The organism is Cupriavidus sp. FW305-26 (genome assembly GCF_058787975.1).
The window spans coordinates 60,746-77,140 of record NZ_JBYTAH010000011.1 but is presented as its reverse complement, the minus strand read 5'-3'; the positions used below and the strand labels follow the sequence as shown (position 1 = coordinate 77,140).

General features: G+C 67.6%; 10 protein-coding genes and 2 pseudogenes. 8 read left to right on the top strand and 4 right to left on the bottom strand.

Annotated elements, in window-relative coordinates; genetic code table 11:
* Positions 1 to 136 precede the first annotated feature (136 nt).
* Positions 137 to 1,236: pseudogene (locus AC3WQZ_RS09340) on the top strand (IS5 family transposase).
* 144 nt (positions 1,237 to 1,380) lie between these two features.
* Positions 1,381 to 1,525 (top strand): annotated as a pseudogene (locus AC3WQZ_RS09335) (site-2 protease family protein); the annotation flags it as partial.
* Between the two features lie 204 nt (positions 1,526 to 1,729).
* Here the strand turns inward: AC3WQZ_RS09335 and AC3WQZ_RS09330 are convergent.
* Genes AC3WQZ_RS09330 through AC3WQZ_RS09320 form a run of 3 tightly spaced genes read right to left on the bottom strand, consistent with a single transcriptional unit; the run spans position 1,730 to position 6,092 of the window.
* Positions 1,730 to 2,155, bottom strand: a complete 426-nt coding sequence (locus AC3WQZ_RS09330; protein WP_010811034.1) for a universal stress protein — start codon at positions 2,153 to 2,155, stop codon at positions 1,730 to 1,732.
* Between the two features lie 11 nt (positions 2,156 to 2,166).
* Positions 2,167 to 3,186, bottom strand: coding sequence for a TerC family protein (locus AC3WQZ_RS09325; protein WP_011617644.1), 1,020 nt, complete (start codon positions 3,184 to 3,186; stop codon positions 2,167 to 2,169).
* 59 nt (positions 3,187 to 3,245) lie between these two features.
* Complete coding sequence (locus tag AC3WQZ_RS09320; RefSeq protein WP_010811036.1) at positions 3,246 to 6,092, bottom strand: AMP-binding protein; 2,847 nt, start codon at positions 6,090 to 6,092, stop codon at positions 3,246 to 3,248.
* Between the two features lie 277 nt (positions 6,093 to 6,369).
* On the opposite strand from AC3WQZ_RS09320, the gene AC3WQZ_RS09315 reads away from it, so the two are divergent.
* The 4 genes from AC3WQZ_RS09315 (at position 6,370) to treF (ending at position 11,523) form a co-directional block, all read left to right on the top strand.
* The gene (locus tag AC3WQZ_RS09315) at positions 6,370 to 6,993 is read left to right on the top strand and encodes a hypothetical protein (protein ID WP_010811037.1); all 624 of its coding nucleotides are present in this window, start codon (positions 6,370 to 6,372) and stop codon (positions 6,991 to 6,993) included.
* Positions 6,969 to 8,072, top strand: a complete 1,104-nt coding sequence (locus AC3WQZ_RS09310) for a metal-dependent hydrolase (protein WP_492300385.1) — start codon at positions 6,969 to 6,971, stop codon at positions 8,070 to 8,072. Before AC3WQZ_RS09315 ends, AC3WQZ_RS09310 begins: the two co-directional genes overlap by 25 nt.
* A gap of 117 nt (positions 8,073 to 8,189) precedes the next feature.
* Complete coding sequence (gene mdtD, locus AC3WQZ_RS09305) at positions 8,190 to 9,614, top strand: multidrug transporter subunit MdtD (protein ID WP_010811039.1); 1,425 nt, start codon at positions 8,190 to 8,192, stop codon at positions 9,612 to 9,614.
* Positions 9,615 to 9,735: 121 nt separating this feature from the next.
* Positions 9,736 to 11,523, top strand: coding sequence for an alpha,alpha-trehalase TreF (treF, locus tag AC3WQZ_RS09300; protein WP_492300383.1), 1,788 nt, complete (start codon positions 9,736 to 9,738; stop codon positions 11,521 to 11,523).
* A gap of 173 nt (positions 11,524 to 11,696) precedes the next feature.
* On the opposite strand, the gene AC3WQZ_RS09295 is transcribed toward treF, so the two are convergent.
* Entirely contained in the window at positions 11,697 to 13,667 is a 1,971-nt protein-coding gene (locus AC3WQZ_RS09295; RefSeq protein WP_037024666.1) for a ligand-gated channel protein, read from the bottom strand.
* A 249-nt stretch (positions 13,668 to 13,916) separates the two neighbouring features.
* On the opposite strand from AC3WQZ_RS09295, the gene AC3WQZ_RS09290 reads away from it, so the two are divergent.
* Together AC3WQZ_RS09290 and AC3WQZ_RS09285 are read left to right on the top strand one after the other, a co-directional pair.
* Positions 13,917 to 14,639, top strand: a complete 723-nt coding sequence (locus AC3WQZ_RS09290) for a response regulator transcription factor (protein WP_010811042.1) — start codon at positions 13,917 to 13,919, stop codon at positions 14,637 to 14,639.
* Entirely contained in the window at positions 14,636 to 16,084 is a 1,449-nt protein-coding gene (locus AC3WQZ_RS09285) for a sensor histidine kinase (RefSeq protein WP_492300381.1), read from the top strand. The genes AC3WQZ_RS09290 and AC3WQZ_RS09285 overlap by 4 nt, the downstream gene beginning before the upstream one ends.
* Positions 16,085 to 16,395: the final 311 nt, after the last annotated feature.

Sequence of the window (16,395 nt, the reverse complement as noted above, 5' to 3'; positions counted from 1 at the left end):
AATGATTTGCCACAAGGTGTGGATAGGATGAAATTGTTGAAGCAAGGATTAACAGGTCGCTGAAATACCTCCAGCGGACGTCAGCGTGACAACTGGCTGAAGCGTTGATTTGAGGACCCCATCCAACCCCACATTCATGCGCGGCGGAGACACCTTCACCGAAAGTTTGTTCACCATGCGGCGTCTGGATGATTTCGTGCCGAAGTCGCACCCGCTGCGCTCGATCCGAACCATGGCCAACCAGGCGCTGGTGAAGATGGACCGGTTGTTCGCGCAGATGTACGAGGCCGACATCAAGGGTGGCCGGCCTAGCATCGCGCCGGAGAAGTTGCTGCGCGCCATGCTGCTGCAGGTGCTCTACAGCATCCGCTCCGAACGTCAATTGATGGAGCAGACGCAGTACAACCTGCTGTTTCGCTGGTTCATCGGGCTATAGATGGACGCCCCAGTTTGCGTGCCAACGGTTCACCAAGAACCGCGAACGGCTGACTAAGCATGATGCTGTGATCGAGTTCTTCAACGAGGTGCTGGCTATCGCGCAGAAGAAGAACTGGCTGTCGGGGGAGCACTTCAGCGTCGACGGCACGCTGATTCAGGCGTGGGCAGGCCACAAGAGCTTTGTGCGCAAGGACGGCGGTGACAAGGACGATAACGACGGCGGTAACTTCAAGGGTCGCAAGCGCAGCAACGACACGCACGAGTCCAAGACCGATCCCGATGCCAGGCTGTACCGCAAGGGCAAGACTGCGAGTGAACTGCGCTACATGGGCTATACCCTGAGCGACAACCGCCACGGCCTGGTGGTGAACGCCATGGTGACCAATGCGGACGGACACGCCGAGCGCGAGGCCCGCGAAGGTCATGCATCAACGATGCCAGGCAGGTGACTGAAGATCTGAATGTGGAAGTCACCGTGGGCGCGGATAAAGGCTACGACGCGCAGGAGTTCATTCAAGCCTGCCTGGAGATGAAGGTGACGCCGCATGTGGCGCAAAACACCTCGGGTCGGCGCTCGGCGGTTCCTGATGCCATTGCCCGCAGCGAGGGATATGCCATCTCGCAGCAAAAGCGCAAGCTGATCGAGCAAGGCTTCGGCTGGGTCAAGACGGTCGGGCGCATGCGCCAGGTGATGGTGCGCGGACTGAAGCGAGGCGACTAGATGTTCGTGCTGAGCATGGCCGCCTACACCTCGTGCGCATGCGTTCGCTGGGAAAAATCCGTCCGCAGTTGCAGTAAGCGGGCCAAGAATGCCGGAAACGGGCGCCCAACAGCCGAAAAAAACGATTCAGGGGCGCATAGCTTCCGGATTGTGAAATCAAGCAGTGCTTACCTGCACAGGCGGAAAGCATTCCGTTTGTGCGGCAGTACTTCAGCAGCCTGCTAGTCTGCTATTACCTTGAGCGTAGCGCCGACAGCGGGTCACTGCTGGCGTTGGCCTATTGCGGGCTTCTTCCTGAACCTGTTTAACCTGGTTCCGCTTTCACCCTTCGATGGCGGGGGGCGGGCTGTGGCAATGACAGCACCAGCCCGTTACTGTTACGGTCACTGCGGCGGCGCGCAAGCCACCGAGGTAAAATCGCCCCGGCCGCACAATCCGGCGAGGCGCCGGGTGCCCTGCGATCTGTAGCCAGACTCCAGCAATTCCCAGTCAACCGCGCCAGCTAGAGGCATTGGTTTGCGAGGGGAAGCAAACCGCCAGCAGGCCAGTTTTCTCAGCGATCAGAGGGCACTAGCTCCTGACCAGCAACACCGGGCAGTGCGCATGGGCAAGCACTCGCCTGGCGACCGAGCCGATGATGGCATCCAGGAAGCCGCCGCGGCCGTGCGAGCCCATCACGATCAGGCTGGCGCCGATGCTGCCCGCGTACTCGACGATGCGGGCCGGTGCGAAGCCGACGAAGCCGTGGCACTCGCAAGCGATACCGGCCTCGCCCAGGATGCTCGCCACGGACTGCATCGCCTTGTCGTTCTGTTCGCGATGCCAGGCATCCAGGGTGGACCGGTCGATGAAGGTCTTGATGTCGCCAGCCACATCCGGTTCGCAGTGCACCACGTGCACCACGAAATCGCGGCTGAACAGGGGATTCTGTACCAGGTAGCGGGCGGCCGCGTCGCTATAGGCCGACCCGTCGGTCGCAAGCAGGATCTTGTTCATGGAATCGCTCCTTATGTGCGCCGGTTCCCTGCCCTGCGCTCGCGCGGGGCGCAGTGGCCGCCCAGTTCGTCCCCGGCGTGCGCAAGCGTGCGCCTGGCCCTGGCCCGGCTGACCAGGACGGACACGAACAACGTCATGGCGACGGCGCCGAGAGACCAGTGCACCGGCACATGGAACCACGGCTCGGCCAGCATCTTGGCGCCGATAAAGGCCAGCACGATGGCCAGGCCGTACTTCAGATAATGGAAATGCTGCGCCAGGTTGGCCAGCAGGAAATACAGCGCCCGCAGCCCCATGATGGCGAAGATGTTCGAGGTGAAGACGATGAACGGGTCGGTGGTGACGGCGAAGATGGCCGGAATGCTGTCGACGGCAAACACCAGGTCGGTCGCCTCGACCAGCAGCACCACCAGGAACATCGGTGTCGCATGGCGCAGGCCGTCGACGCGCACGAAGAAGTGCTCGCCGTGATAGTCCGCGGTGATCCGCATATGCGCACACAGGAAGCGAACGATGGGATTGCGCGAGAGATCGGGGGCACGCCTGGAGACGAACAGCATCTTGATGCCGGTGAACAGCAGGAACACGCCGAACACGTAGAGGATCCACGAGAATTCGCTGATCAGCCACACGCCGAGCAGGATCATGACGGCGCGCATCACGATCGCGCCGACCACGCCGAACAGCAGCACCCTGCGCTGCAACTCCGGCGGCACCGCGAAATAGCCGAAGATCATCGCGAACACGAACATATTGTCGACCGACAGCGACAGCTCGATCAGGTAGCCGGTATAGAACTCCAGCACCTTGCGGTCTGCGGTCTCGCGTCCGGCGCTTCCGGCCAGCAGCCACCACAGGGCGATGCCGAAGAGCACCGCCAGCGTCGACCAGGCCAGGGTCCAGCCCAGCGCCTCGCGCGTTGAAACGCGGTGCGCGTGCCGGCCGCCAAGGACGAACACGTCCACCACCAGCGTCCCCAGCACCAGGACCAGGAAGCCGGCCCACATCGGGGCGGTGGCAAAGGTATCCATGCCGCTAGGGTCCTGCTCCGTCGGCAGATGTCATGGCAAGTTCCTCGCGGCGCGGGGCACTAGGCCCGCCTCGCATCCCGGTGCGTCGTGCGCCGCGCATCCGGTTCGCCGCAGTAATGGAGGATCTCGGCGCGGGCGGTGTTGCGCAGGCGCATGGCGGCGGGCCAGTCTGCGCCGTCCGGCCAGAGCGGGCTGCCGATGACCACGCCGATTGGCCCGCGGCGCGGCAGCCACTGGCCGTCGCGCAGCACCGAGCGGGTGCCGCGGATGGCGACCGGCACCACAGGCGCGCCGGCCCGCGCGGCCGCCAGGAAAGCGCCCGAGCGGAAGGCCTGCAGCCCCGGCGCACGGCCGAAGGTGCCTTCGGGGAAGAACAGCGCCGAATGCCCGGCGCGCACCGCGGCCACCACGCGCTCCACATCCTCGTGCTCGCGCACGTTATCGAAGCGGTCGATGAAGTCCGCGCCGATGCTGGCCAGGTAGGTGCCGGGAATGCGCTGGCGCTGCAGCTCGCGCTTGGCGACCATGCATACCGGCGTGGGCAGCGCGGCCACCAGCACGATGCCGTCCAGGTAGCTGGCGTGGTTCGAGACCAGGATGCAGGGCCGGTTGCGCGGCAGGTGCTCAAGCCCTTGCACGAACCAGGGCACCGCGCCCAGCCTGAGAAACAGCCGGGCGGCGTGGTGGCTGAGCGTCCAGCCCAGTGCCGGCCGGTGCAGCGCAACCGATGCCAGCCAGGTCGCCGGCGCCAGCGTTGCGAACAGGAGCCAGGTGTAGAGCGCGTAGGACAGGCTCGCGGCGGTCTGCCGGCCGCGCCGCAGTTCCGGCCGCAGCGCGCGCCAGCCAAAGCGCGCGATCTGCAGCCAGGGCGCTTCCACGCCGCGGCCGGGGCGTCCGTGCTCGAAGCGCTCGCGGCAGGCGGCGCGCCGGATCTTGCCGCTCGATGTCTTCAGGATGCTGTGCGGCGGCACCAGCGCGATATGGTCGGGCGGCATGCCCAGCACGTCGAGGGCGGTCTTCAGCGCCTGCCGGTGCAGCGCGCGGCGCGCCTGCACATCCTTCTCTGCGGTTTCCGCCATCACCACGATGCGTTCCGTGCCGCTATCCGGATCGGGACTGCCGAACACGGCCACGCAGCCCTTGCGTATGCCGGGGATGGCGCCGACCGCCTGCTCCAGTTCATAGGGATAGATATTGCGGCCGCCGCGAACGATGGTTTCCTTGGCGCGCCCGGTGATATAGACCTCATCGGCGGCGATATAGGCATAGTCGCCGGTGTTCAGCCAGCCGCGGTCGAACAGCTGGCGGGTCTGCACGGGATTGCGGAAATAGCCGCTGGTGGCTGAAGGGCCGCGGAACTGCAGCAGGCCTTCATGCCGCTCGCCCAGTTCGCGTCCTGTGGCGTCGACGATGCGGACTTCGTGGCCGGACAGCGGCCGGCCGCAGGACGGGAATTCCAGTGTCTCGCGCTCGCCAGTGGGCCCGTGTTCGCCCGCGGGCACGGCCACGGCAGTACGCGTGAATTTGTCGCGGTCGATGCGGTCGGCCGCCAGCCCTCGGCCAAGCGGCGGAAAGGTCAGGCCCAGCGAGGCCTCCGCCAGCCCGTACACCGGCGCGGCAGCCTGCGGGCGCAGGCCGTAGCGGGCAAAGCGCTCCATGAAGACGCGCATGGTCTGCAGGCTCACCGGCTCCGCGCCATTGAAGACGAAGCGCCAGCTGGACAGGTCCAGCCCGGCCAGGTCGGCATTGGCGAGCTTGCGCAGGCACAGTTCGAAGGCGAAGTTGGGCCCGCCCGAGAGCGTGCCGCGGTACTTGTGGATCGCCCAGAGCCAGCGCTCGGGCCGCGCCAGGAAGGCAAGCGGCGACATCACCACCAGCGGGTAGGCGTAGTACAGGCTGCCCAGCCAGGCGCCGATCAGGCCCATGTCGTGATAGAGCGGCAGCCAGCTGACAAAGACGTCCTGCGAGCCGACGGCCAGGGTCTTGCCCATGGCGCGCAGGTTGGCCAGCAGGTTGGCATGGCTGAGCACGACCCCCTTGGGCGAGCCGGTGCTGCCTGAGGTGTATTGCAGCAGGGCGATGTCGTGCGCGCGCAGCATCGGATGGACCGGGGCGCCGCCGCCGTCCGCCAGCTCCTGCGGCGTGAGCACGCTATGCAGCGTTCCCGTGCTGGCCTTGAGCAGGGCCGCCAGCGGCCGCGCCTGTGCCACCGTGATCAGGACCGGCGCCTGCGCGTTGGCCAGGATGCCGGCGTGGCGCTGCAGGTGGTCGCCGATCTGCGCCAGCCGCGCCGGCGGGTAGAGCGGCACCGGAATCCCGCCCGCCAGCAGCACGCCGCAGAAGCTGTAGAAGTATTCGGGGCTGGTGGGCAGCATGATGGCCACGGCCGTGCCCGCGCTCACGCCGCGGGACACCAGCCCGGCCGCGATGGCCGCGGCGCCGCGGTGCAGCTGGGCAAAGCTGATCTGCGTGTCTGCGCCGTCGCCGTCCTGCAGGATGATGTGGGTGCGCTCCGGGTGGCTGCGCAAGTGCCAGCGCAGCACGTCCGGCAAGGTGGCGGCACTGTCGGGCGCCTGTGCCGCCGGGGCAGGGCGGGCCTGGCGCAGGTGCGTGCCGCTCGCTCCGGGCGGCAGGTCCTGGGCGGCGAGCAAGGCGCGCAGCAGCGCGCGCGGGGTGTCGGCCTGGGCCAGCACCTGCTCCGGCAGGCTGACGCCGAAGCGGTGTTCAAGGCGGGTCAGCAGCTCGGCGCGCGTGAGGCTGTCGAAGCCCAGGTCGCCTTCGAGCGTGCTGTCCAGCGCGACCGTCACTTCGGACTCTGCCGGCGGGCGCATGGCCGAAGACATCTCCCGCACGATGCCGAGCAGGGCATCTTCGTAGTTCTGCCTCGGGGGAGAATCCGCTTTCATGCGCGTACGGCCTCTGTCCACGCGACACCGCGGCCGCCGCCGAGTGCTGGCTGGCACGGCGGCCCTTGTCGATGACGCCTGGACTGACACCCTAAAGATAGGCTGCGTGCGGAAATTGTCGAGGCAGGTGCCGAACCGGGCACAGGCGGGCAAGCCCCGACTGCACGCCGATCCGGCAGCATCGTGCACATGACAATGAAATCCGCGCCCGCGTACGGGTTGCCTCTCTATGCTGGAAGGTAGAGCGCGGACGCGCATTCCCGAGGATGGCAAAGCCATGAACGCTGACGCAGCCCTGGCCGGCCGGATCCTGGAGGTTGCCCTGATGCTGGGCGAGCGCAGCGGCTGGGATGCCCTGCACCTGCATGACGTTGCCGACGACATGGGCATCGGCCTGGACCAGATCCATCGGCATTACCGGCAGAAGGACGACCTGGCCGAGGCCTGGTTCGAGCGGGCCGACCTTGCGCTCGTGCGCGCTTCCTCGCGTGAAGGCTGGGCCGCCCTGTCCCACCGCGAGCGCCTGGAGCAGGCCATCCTCGCCTGGCTCGAGGCGCTGGCTCCGCACCGGCAGCTCACCGCCCAGATGCTGCGCTACAAGCTGCAGCCGGAGCACGTGCATCTGCAGGTGCAGGGCCTGCTGCATATCAGCCGCACCGTGCAATGGCTGCGGGAATCGGCGCGCCTGCCCGAATCCGGCTGGCGCCGCGAATTGGGCGAGGTCGTGCTGACCGGAATCTTCCTTTCCACCTTTGGCTGTTGGCTACGCGACCGTTCTCCGGATTCCGGCCACACGCAAGCGTGGCTCGAACGGCAACTGCGCTGCGCCGAGCGCCTGGCCTGGCGCCGCCCTGGCGACAAGGGAGCCCGGTCCGGATGGACACGATCACCCATGCCTTGATGGGGGCGCAGGCCGCGCTCGCCATCCCTGTCGCCGAGGTTCCGGGCCGGCGACTCAGCACGCGCGAACGCCTGCTGCTTGGCGCTGCGGCCGGTGCCTTTCCGGATATCGATTTCCTGGGTTTTTTGGTCCATCCGCTGCGTTTCCTGGCGCAGTGGCACCAGGGGCCGACCCATTCGCTGCTGCTGCTCCCCGCCTGGGGCGCGCTGCTTGCCGGCCTGTTCTGCCTGGCGGCGCACCGGCGCGAGGCCTGGAGGGAAGCGTTCGCCGTCAGTTGCCTCGGCGTGGCCAGCCACATCGCGCTGGACCTGGTCACGGTCTATGGCACCCGCATCTTCTATCCCGGCTCCGAACGGCGCTTCAGCCTTGGCACCAGCTTCCTGATCGATCCGCTGTTGAGCGGCATTGTCGTGTCCGGACTGGTCCTGGCACTGTTGCTGGCGCTGCAGTGGCGCGGTCGGGCGGCACTGGCGGGCATGGCGCTGCTGTGTGCCTATGTCGGCGTCCAGGCTGTGCTCAGGCAACGGGCGCTGGAACTGGGCAACGAATCCTTGCGCACTGCCGGTATCCAGGCGCAGCGCGTGGATGCGCTGCCCCAGCCGTTCTCTCCGTTCAACTGGAAACTGATTGCCCGCGCGGAGACGGACTACCGCGTCGCCCACGTCAACCTGGCCGGGCATCGGGCCTGGGTGCCGCAATGGCAGGTGCTGGGGCGCCTGCCGGCCATGGCCAGGGCCTACGAACCGCCCGGGCGCATGGTCTGGACCGAGCGGCCGCAGCTGCTGGAGGCGCCGGCTGAGCAGGCGCTGGCATGGCAGCTCTGGGTGCGGCCGGACTTTGCCGATTTCAGGCAGTTCGCGGTCTATCCGGCCTTGTCCGCCATCACGGCGATGCGGGCATCGCCATCCGTGCCGCCGGGCGCAGCGGTCGCCTGCGTCTGGTTCACCGACCTGCGCTACGACCTGCCCGCGCTGGAAGACATCTTCCGCTATGGCTATTGCCGCGACAGTGCGCAGGCACCGTGGCGGCTGTACCGGCTTGCCTATTTCAGCCAGGACCAGCGCCAGCGCCTGGACTAGGGCAGCGAGGCGCTTGGCCACGCATCGATTTGCCTGTTCCGCGATAGACCTTTAAGGTGTCGGCTTTGGCCGGCGCATACCGGGATTCCGGGACCCGGCCGGCCCGGAGCCCGCCACATGACCGCACCCCAGCCCGACGACCGCACCCGCCGCATCATGCTGTGGGTGGTGGCGGTCGGCTTCTTCATGCAGACGCTGGACTCGACCATCGTCAACACCGCGCTGCCGTCGATGGCGCACAGCCTGGGCGAGAGTCCGCTGCGGATGCAGTCGGTGGTGATTGCCTACTCGCTGACCATGGCGGTGATCATCCCGGCATCGGGCTGGCTGGCTGACCGCTTCGGCACCCGCACCATCTTCCAGACCGCCATCGGGCTGTTCGTGGTGGGTTCGCTGTTGTGCGCCTACGCGCCTACGCTGAACTTCCTGATCGGCGCGCGCGTGGTGCAGGGCGTGGGCGGGGCCATGCTGCTGCCGGTGGGGCGGCTCTCGGTGCTGCGCACCTTCCCGCGCGAGCAGTACCTGCAGGCGCTCAGCTTCGTCGCCATCCCCGGCATGATCGGCCCGCTGATCGGGCCGACGCTGGGCGGCTGGCTGACGCAGGTGCTGTCGTGGCACTGGATCTTCCTGATCAACGTGCCGGTCGGGCTGCTGGGCGCACTGGCCACGGTGCGCTATATGCCCAACGCGCGGCTGACCGGCATCGGGCCCTTTGACATCGCCGGCTACCTGCTGCTGGCCATCGCCATGCTGTCGCTGTCGTTCTCGCTCGACGGGCTGGCCGGGCTGGGCTTCCAGCATGCCACCGTGCTGATGCTGCTGATCGCCAGCATGGCCGCGCTGACCGCCTACGGGCTGCACGCCAACCGGCGCAAGCAGCCGCTGTTCCCGCTGCGGCTGTTCCGCATCCACAGCTTCAGCGTGGGGCTGCTGGGCAACCTGTTCGCCCGGATCGGCAATGGCTCGATGCCGTTCCTGATCCCGCTGACGCTGCAGATCAGCCTGGGCTATTCGCCGTTCGATGCGGGCCTGATGATGTTGCCCGTCACCGCCGCCGGCATGGCCTCCAAGCGCCTGGCCACGCGCCTGATCCAGCGCCACGGCTACCGCCGCGTGCTGGTGGCCAATACCTTCGTGGTGGGGCTGGTGATGGCAGCCTTTGCGCTGATCACGCCGCAGTTGCCGCTGTGGCTGCTGGTCCCGCTGCTGGCGCTGTTCGGCATGGTCAATTCGATCCAGTTCACGGCCATGAACACGGTCACGCTGAAGGACCTGAGCGGGGCCGGCGCCAGCAGCGGCAACAGCATGTTGTCAATGGTGCAGATGCTGTCGATGAGCCTGGCGGTGACCGCGGCGGGCGCCTTGCTGGCGACCTTCCAGCACCGCTTCGGCGGCGATTCCACGGCGGTGCTGCCGGCGTTTCATGCCACCTTTGTCTGCATGGGGCTGATCACGTGCGCGTCGGCCTGGATCTTCATGCAGCTGGGGGTGCGCGAAGCCGCGCCGGCGATACCGGTGCAGCATGGCGAGAAGGAGGTGTGAGCGCCTGCGCCCGGGCGCCTGCGTGACACATGGGGCGCTTTGCGGGGGCGGCCGCGAACTTACCCGCACTTCGCGGCTCCTATCCACATGAGCCGGCAGCGCCCGGTGCAGGGAGGCGCCCATGCAGCCGACAGGCAAGCCCGAGACCGAACCCGCCATTCCGCCGTCGTCCGGCGCCACTGCCGGCGGCAGCACGGTGCCGCGCACGGCCCCGGCCACCCCTGACGGCGCCGGCGCGGTGCCGGGGCCATTGGCGGCGCCCGGCAAGGTCCATGCGGCGGCGCAGCCGGCGCTGGTCACGGACCGGGACTGCCCGCCGCCGCACATGCTGCCCGGCTGCGCTTGCGCCGACATGCTGTCGCCCGCGGCGCGCTACTGCGAGCTGTTCGTCGACGTCCAGCACAGCGGCCTGTTTGCCGACAGCAAGACCTTCCCTGACTGCATTCCCAACTGCGACCCGGACCTGATCGTGGCACGCTACCGCGAAACGCGCGACACGCCGGGTTTCTGTCTGGCGGATTTCGTGCAGGCGCATTTCACCCGCGCCACCGTGCCGGAGAGCCACTACGTGTCAGACCCGGCCAGCACCCTGCGCGAGCATATCGACGGCCTGTGGCCGGTGCTGACGCGCGAGCCCGTGGCCCATCCGCCGTTGTCGTCGCTGTTGCCGCTGCCGCACCGCTACGTGGTGCCGGGCGGGCGCTTCGGCGAGCTGTATTACTGGGACTCCTACTTCACCATGGAGGGGCTGGCTGGCAGCGGGCGCGGCGACCTGATGGTGGAGATGGCGCGGAACTTCGCCTACCTGATCGACACCTATGGCCTGGTGCCGAACGGCACGCGCAACTACTACCTGAGCCGCTCGCAGCCGCCGGTGTTTGCGCTGATGGTGGACCTGCTCGAGCGCGAGCAGTTGGCCAGCGCCATCGACTTCCTGCCGCAGCTGCGCCGGGAATACGCCTTCTGGATGGACGGTGCCGACTGCGTGCGGCCGGGCCACGCGCACCGACGGGTGGTGTGCCTGCCCGACGGCGCGGTGCTGAACCGCTACTGGGACGACCGCCCGTGGCCGCGCGAAGAGGCCTTCCTGGAAGACATGGAGACCGCAATGCGCAGCGGCCGGCCGCATCACCTGGTGTTCCGCGACCTGCGCGCCGCGGCGGAATCGGGCTGGGACTTCAGCTCGCGCTGGCTCGATTCGCCATCCACGCCCACCGGCCAGCCCGCGGACCTTGCCACCATCCGGACCACGGCGATGCTGCCGGTCGACCTCAACGCATTGCTCTGGCACCTGGAAACGCGCCTCGCCGTGCTGTGCGAGCAGGCGGGCGATGCCGCGGCGGAGGCTTACCGCGTGGCGGCGCAGCGGCGCGAGGCAGCCATCCTGCAATACATGTGGAACGACACCGCGGGCGCCTTTGTCGACTACGACTGGTGCCGCGGCGCGCCGCGGCTGTGCCTGACCGCGGCAATGGTGATGCCGCTCTATCTCGGTCTTGCGTTGCCGTCGCAGGCGCAAGCCGTGGCGCAGGCGGTGAAGGACCGGCTGCTGGTTGACGGCGGGCTGGCCACCACGGAATGTGCTTCGGGCCAGCAATGGGACCATCCCAATGGCTGGGCGCCACTGCAATGGCTGGCCGTGCGCGGGCTGGCACGCTATGGCCATGACGACCTGGCGCGTGAGATTGCGCAGCGCTGGCTGGCGACCGTGGCCAGTCTCTACACCCATGAATGCAAGCTGGTGGAGAAATACCGCATCCGGCATATCGAAGGGCCGGCCCGGGGAGGGGGCGGGGGCGAGTATCCGTTGCAGGATGGCTTTGGCTGGACCAACGCGATTGCCGGCGCGTTGATGGCTCTATACGGAGAGGTGCCGGCAAGATGCCGGGCGGATGATTTGGCGAGCTGAGGTGGGCACACTGCGCTTGCATCGCGTTGGGGGGATTTGGGGATTGCTGCTCAATGCGGTCGGGGTGTCGCTCTTGACTAGCGTGGGGTGTTTTGCCGGCTGCGCCGGCGAAACAGCCCACGCCTGCCAAGAGCCACAGCCGAATCGCATGGCAACAACAAGAACAGCCACCTTCAAAATTTCACGGACACACTCATCCAGTACCGGCGCCCATCCTCGACATGCCCATAGTCGGTGTAGTTCACCTGCTTGTCGAAGAGGTTGTAGATCCCGGCAAACACCGACACGTTCCTGGTAACCGTGTAGGTCGCCCCCAGGTCGACAGAGGTGTACGACGGCGCCACCACGGTGCTGGATGACGGCCCCGTGATCGGCTGGCTTTCCTTGCCGCGGTAGTTGACGCGCGCCCAGGCATTGACCTTTTCGCTCGGCCGCCAGTTCAGCGTGGCCACCAGCAGGTGCATCGGCAACTGGTTCAGCGGCTGACCCTGGTACTGGCCGCTCTTCTGTTCCGACTTGGTATAGGTATAGCTGCCGGTCAGTGACCACGCCTGCGCGATCGGCCAGCGCAGGCTGGCTTCCACCCCGCGCGAGTAGGCGCGGTCCACGTTCATGTAGGTGGTCGGGTTGGCGCCGAACCGGTTAGGTCCGTCGGTGCACTGCGTGGCCGGGCAGGCGACGCGCGTGATCTTGTCCTTGAAGTCGTTGTTGAACAGCGTCACGCCCGCCTGCAGGCCGTTGCCCTTGTCATAGAGCAGGCCCAGTTCCTGCGACAACATCGTCTCGGGCTTCAGGTCCGGGTTGCCGTACATATTGCCGCCGCGGCTGGTCTGGCCCCAGCCGGCCACGGTCTGGCGCAGGTCCGGCGCACGGAAGCCGGTCGACACCCCGCCCTTGACCGTCCAGCGCTCGGCCGCATGCCACACGCCGTACAAGCGCGGGCTGTAGTGCTGGCCGAAGTTCTGGTCGTGATCCATGCGCACGCCGCCGGTCAGGGCAAAGCTCTGCGCCAGGCGCCACTCGTCCTCGGCAAACAGCGCCCACTGGTAGCGCTCGACCTGGTTCGGGCCGCCGGCGATCTGGTTGCCGGTCTGGTCGTTCAGGCGCTGGTTCAGGTATTCGCCGCCGACCGACAGCATATGGTTGCCCAGTGGCATGGCCCAGCTGGTGCGCAGGTCCAGGTTCTTGATCTTCATCCGGCGGCTGCGGTTGTCGAACTCCTCCTGCTGGATATAGCTGTCGGAGACGCCGAAGCCCCAGCGGCCGGTATGCGACAGCGCGTATTTCTCGCTGCGGTAGTCGGTCTCGGAGGAGGTGGGGCAGCCGGAGCGCGGGCAGGCGGTGCCGGGCGGCAGCGGCGGCACGGTCTTGCCCACGGTCTCGCTGCGCAGCTGGCGCATGCCGGTGGCCTCGAACACGATGTCGTGGTTGCGCGTGGGCGTCAGCGCCAGCTTGGCGGTCAGGCTCTCGGCGCGGCGGCCGCGGAAGCCGTAGTCGATATCGTCTTCGATGCGGTGCGTGCTCTGGCCGTACAGCTGCAGGCCCAGCAGCTCGCTCTTGAGCGGCCCGGCCAGGTAGAAGTTGCCCTGGTAGAGATTGCCGGAGTCGCTGTTCTCCTGCAGCGTGGCGTCGCCGCGCAACTCGCCCGTCCACGTCCTGGGCACCTTGCGCGTGATGATGTTGATCACACCGCCCATGGCGTCGGAGCCGTACAGCGACGACATCGGCCCGCGCACCACCTCGATGCGCTCGATCGCGGACAGCGGCGGCGTCCAGCTGCTTTCCACGCCGGACGAGTCGGAGTTGGTGCGGGTCTCACGCGAGTTCTGGCGCTTGCCGTCGATCAGGATCTGGGTGTACTTGGCGCCCATGCCGCGCAGGCTGATGTCGGTCCGGTCGCCGCCGCCGCTGACGATCACGCCTGGCACTTCCACCAGCGCATCGTTGATGTCGCGATAGGCCTTGTTCTCCAGGTCTTTGCGCGTGACCACGCTGATCGACGCGGGCGCGTCGCGGATGTCCTGCTCACTGCCGGCCGCCGTCACCACCACGGTGGCGAGGGTGGCTTCCGTCTTCAGCGCCTGCGCCTGTGCCCAGGCTCCCGTCATGCCGGAGGCGGCGCATGCCGCCGCCAGCATCCGCATCCATTGACCCCGTTGTACGCCCGCCGGTGCTGGCAACCCTGCCGCCGCTCTTGTTGCCGCCCCGATCCCGGCGACCTGCCTGAACTTCATCATTTTCCCTGTCTTCTGTAAATAACAATCATTCTCATATTAAAATTCGAGATGAAGGTGCCTACCAGTCACTTTGGATAGCTTTTGTTTTCTTGACGTTTCTTGACGGAACCGGGGACCGGCGGCCACGTCCACGTCCGCAAGGCCCCGGCAAGCTGCATGCTGATGTGCTTCCACACGCCGCTCGCGCGCGTGCTGCTGATCGACGACGACCTGGAACTGGCGCAGATGCTGCGCGAGTACCTGGAGCCCGATCACTGCACCGTCACGCTGGCGCACACCCGCCAGCAGGGCGAGACCCTGCTGGCCCGCAACGACTACGACGTCGCCCTGCTGGACCTGATGCTCCCCGACGGCAACGGCCTGGACCTGCTCAGGCTGCACCGCGCGCGCTCGCAGCGCCCGGTGATCATGTTCACCGCGCACGGCGATGAAGCCGACCGCGTGCTGGGGCTGGAACTGGGCGCCGACGACTACCTGAGCAAGCCGTTCAGCCCGCGCGAGCTCAAGGCGCGCATGCATGCGGTGCTGCGCCGTTTCCACCGCGCCGCGCCTGCCGCGCCCGCACAGGCGCCGTGGCTGGAGGCTGGCGCGCTGCGCCTGAACCTGGCATCAGGCCTGGCCATCCACGGCAACGCCGAGGCGCCGCTGACCGGGGCCGAGCAGCGCGTGCTGGAAATCCTGATGCGGGCGCCGGGCCGGGTGGTCGCGCGCGCCGAGATCGGCCGGTTCGCGCTGGGCCGCGCGCCGGAACGCTACGACCGCAGCCTCGACACGCATATCAGCGCGCTGCGCCGCAAGCTGGCGCTGGACGGCATCACTTCGCCGCTGCTGATCCGCAACCTGCGCGGGCAGGGCTATTTGCTGGTGCAGGCGCCGTGAACTGGCGCCGCCGCGTGCGCGCGCTGTTTCCGCTGCCGCTGTTCTGGCGCAACTTCCTGACCTTCTGGCTGGGCATGGCCGCGATCGTCGGCATCGGCATGGCGCTGACGGCCGCGGTGGCCTGGTACCGCTTCGACGCGCTCGATGGCCTGAGCCCCGCGGCCCTGACCGAGGATGCGCTGGAAGTCGCCCAGACCCAGGGGCGCCCCGGACTCGAGCGCTGGCTGCGGGCGATGGATTCGCACGCCTCGGCGCTGGACATCTACATTGTCGACGACACGCTGCAGGAACTGCTGGGCCGCCCGTTGCCGGCGCGGCTGCGCAACCGCCTGGCCGACCGGCTGGTGCCGATGTGGCGCGCGGGGTTGATCGGCCATGCTGTCGCGCATGTGCCCGGGCCCGGCGCGCGCGTGTCATGGTGGGACCCGCAACCCATCGCGCTGCCGCAAGGCGGCGAGCTCCTGATGCTGTTCCTGCCGTTCGATTCGTCGCGTTGGGAGGTGCTGCACCTGTCGCCTGTGGTGCTCTCCCTAGGCCTGTTCGCGCTGGCCGTCTCGGCGCCGCTGTGCTGGGCGCTGACGCGGCATGTCACCGGCCCCGTGCGGCGCCTGCGCGAAGCCACGCAAGCGCTTGCCGACGGCGAGCTGGCCACGCGCACGCCGCCCGTGCTGGCCCGCCGCGCCGACGAGCTGGGCCAGCTCGCGCGCGATTTCGATGCCATGGCCGACCGCCTGCAGCGCCTGATGGACTGGCGCGAGCAGCTGCTGCGCAATATCGCGCATGAACTGCGGTCGCCGCTGGGGCGGCTGCGCCTGTCGCTGGAACTGGCGCGGCGGCGCGATGCCATGCTCGACCTGCAGTTCGAGCGCATCGAGCGCGAGACGGAACGGCTCGACGCGCTGGTCGAACGCACGCTGCAGCTGGCGCGGCTGCATGCGATGGCGCCGGTGCTCCGCCCGATCGACCTGGCGGAACTGCTCGACGTCATCGTCACCGATGCCCGCTTTGAAGCCGCGGCCCGGGGCGTGGCGATCTGCTGGACTCCCCCGGATGAACTGATCGTCGACGCAGATGCCGCGACGCTGGGCAGCGCCATCGAGAACATCCTGCGCAATGCGATCCGGTACACCGACCCCGCCGCGCCCGTGACCGTGACGCTGCAGGCTGATGAGACGGCGATCCGGATCGACATCGTCGACGGCGGGCCCGGCGTTCCGCAAGACGCGCTGGCGAGCCTGTTCGAACCCTTCTACCGCGTACGCAGCGGTCCGGGGCATCCGACCGGGGCGGGACTGGGTCTCAGCATCGCACAGGCGGGCATTGCCGCGCATGGCGGCACGGTGTCGGCGCACAACGTGGCGCCGAGCGGGCTGGCGCTGCAGGTCTGCCTGCCGCGCAGGACGTGTGACGGCGCTGTTGGCACGGCCGGGACTTTGGCCAGTTAAGGGCGGACGGATGCTGCGGAGATGGCCTTTGCACCATGCAGCCGCTGCAAGCGGCGCGTACCCTTTGGCGTAGATGCGGCGCTTCAATGCGGCTGCCATGATGCAGATCAATCCGGCGCCTGTCTCCTCACCGTCCAGGCTCTTCGCAGGCACATCTGCCTTGCGCCGGCAAGTCAGATTTACACCTCATGACGCATAAGAACCACGGCGAGCTGTTCGCGGCAAAGGAAAAAATTCCGAGCAAGATCTAGGGCTTGCCTGATTGGTGGCATTAGGTGCCATACATATAGTTCAGCTGTCCCCGGGGCAAC

Coding starts and splice junctions, on each gene's coding strand:
- AC3WQZ_RS09330 (WP_010811034.1), bottom strand. CDS start 2,155: ATGAACAAGATCCTGCTTGCGACCGACGGGTCGGCCTATAGCGACGCG.
- AC3WQZ_RS09325 (WP_011617644.1), bottom strand. CDS start 3,186: ATGGATACCTTTGCCACCGCCCCGATGTGGGCCGGCTTCCTGGTCCTG.
- AC3WQZ_RS09320 (WP_010811036.1), bottom strand. CDS start 6,092: ATGAAAGCGGATTCTCCCCCGAGGCAGAACTACGAAGATGCCCTGCTC.
- AC3WQZ_RS09315 (WP_010811037.1), top strand. CDS start 6,370: ATGAACGCTGACGCAGCCCTGGCCGGCCGGATCCTGGAGGTTGCCCTG.
- AC3WQZ_RS09310 (WP_492300385.1), top strand. CDS start 6,969: ATGGACACGATCACCCATGCCTTGATGGGGGCGCAGGCCGCGCTCGCC.
- mdtD (WP_010811039.1), top strand. CDS start 8,190: ATGACCGCACCCCAGCCCGACGACCGCACCCGCCGCATCATGCTGTGG.
- treF (WP_492300383.1), top strand. CDS start 9,736: ATGCAGCCGACAGGCAAGCCCGAGACCGAACCCGCCATTCCGCCGTCG.
- AC3WQZ_RS09295 (WP_037024666.1), bottom strand. CDS start 13,667: ATGCGGATGCTGGCGGCGGCATGCGCCGCCTCCGGCATGACGGGAGCC.
- AC3WQZ_RS09290 (WP_010811042.1), top strand. CDS start 13,917: ATGCTGATGTGCTTCCACACGCCGCTCGCGCGCGTGCTGCTGATCGAC.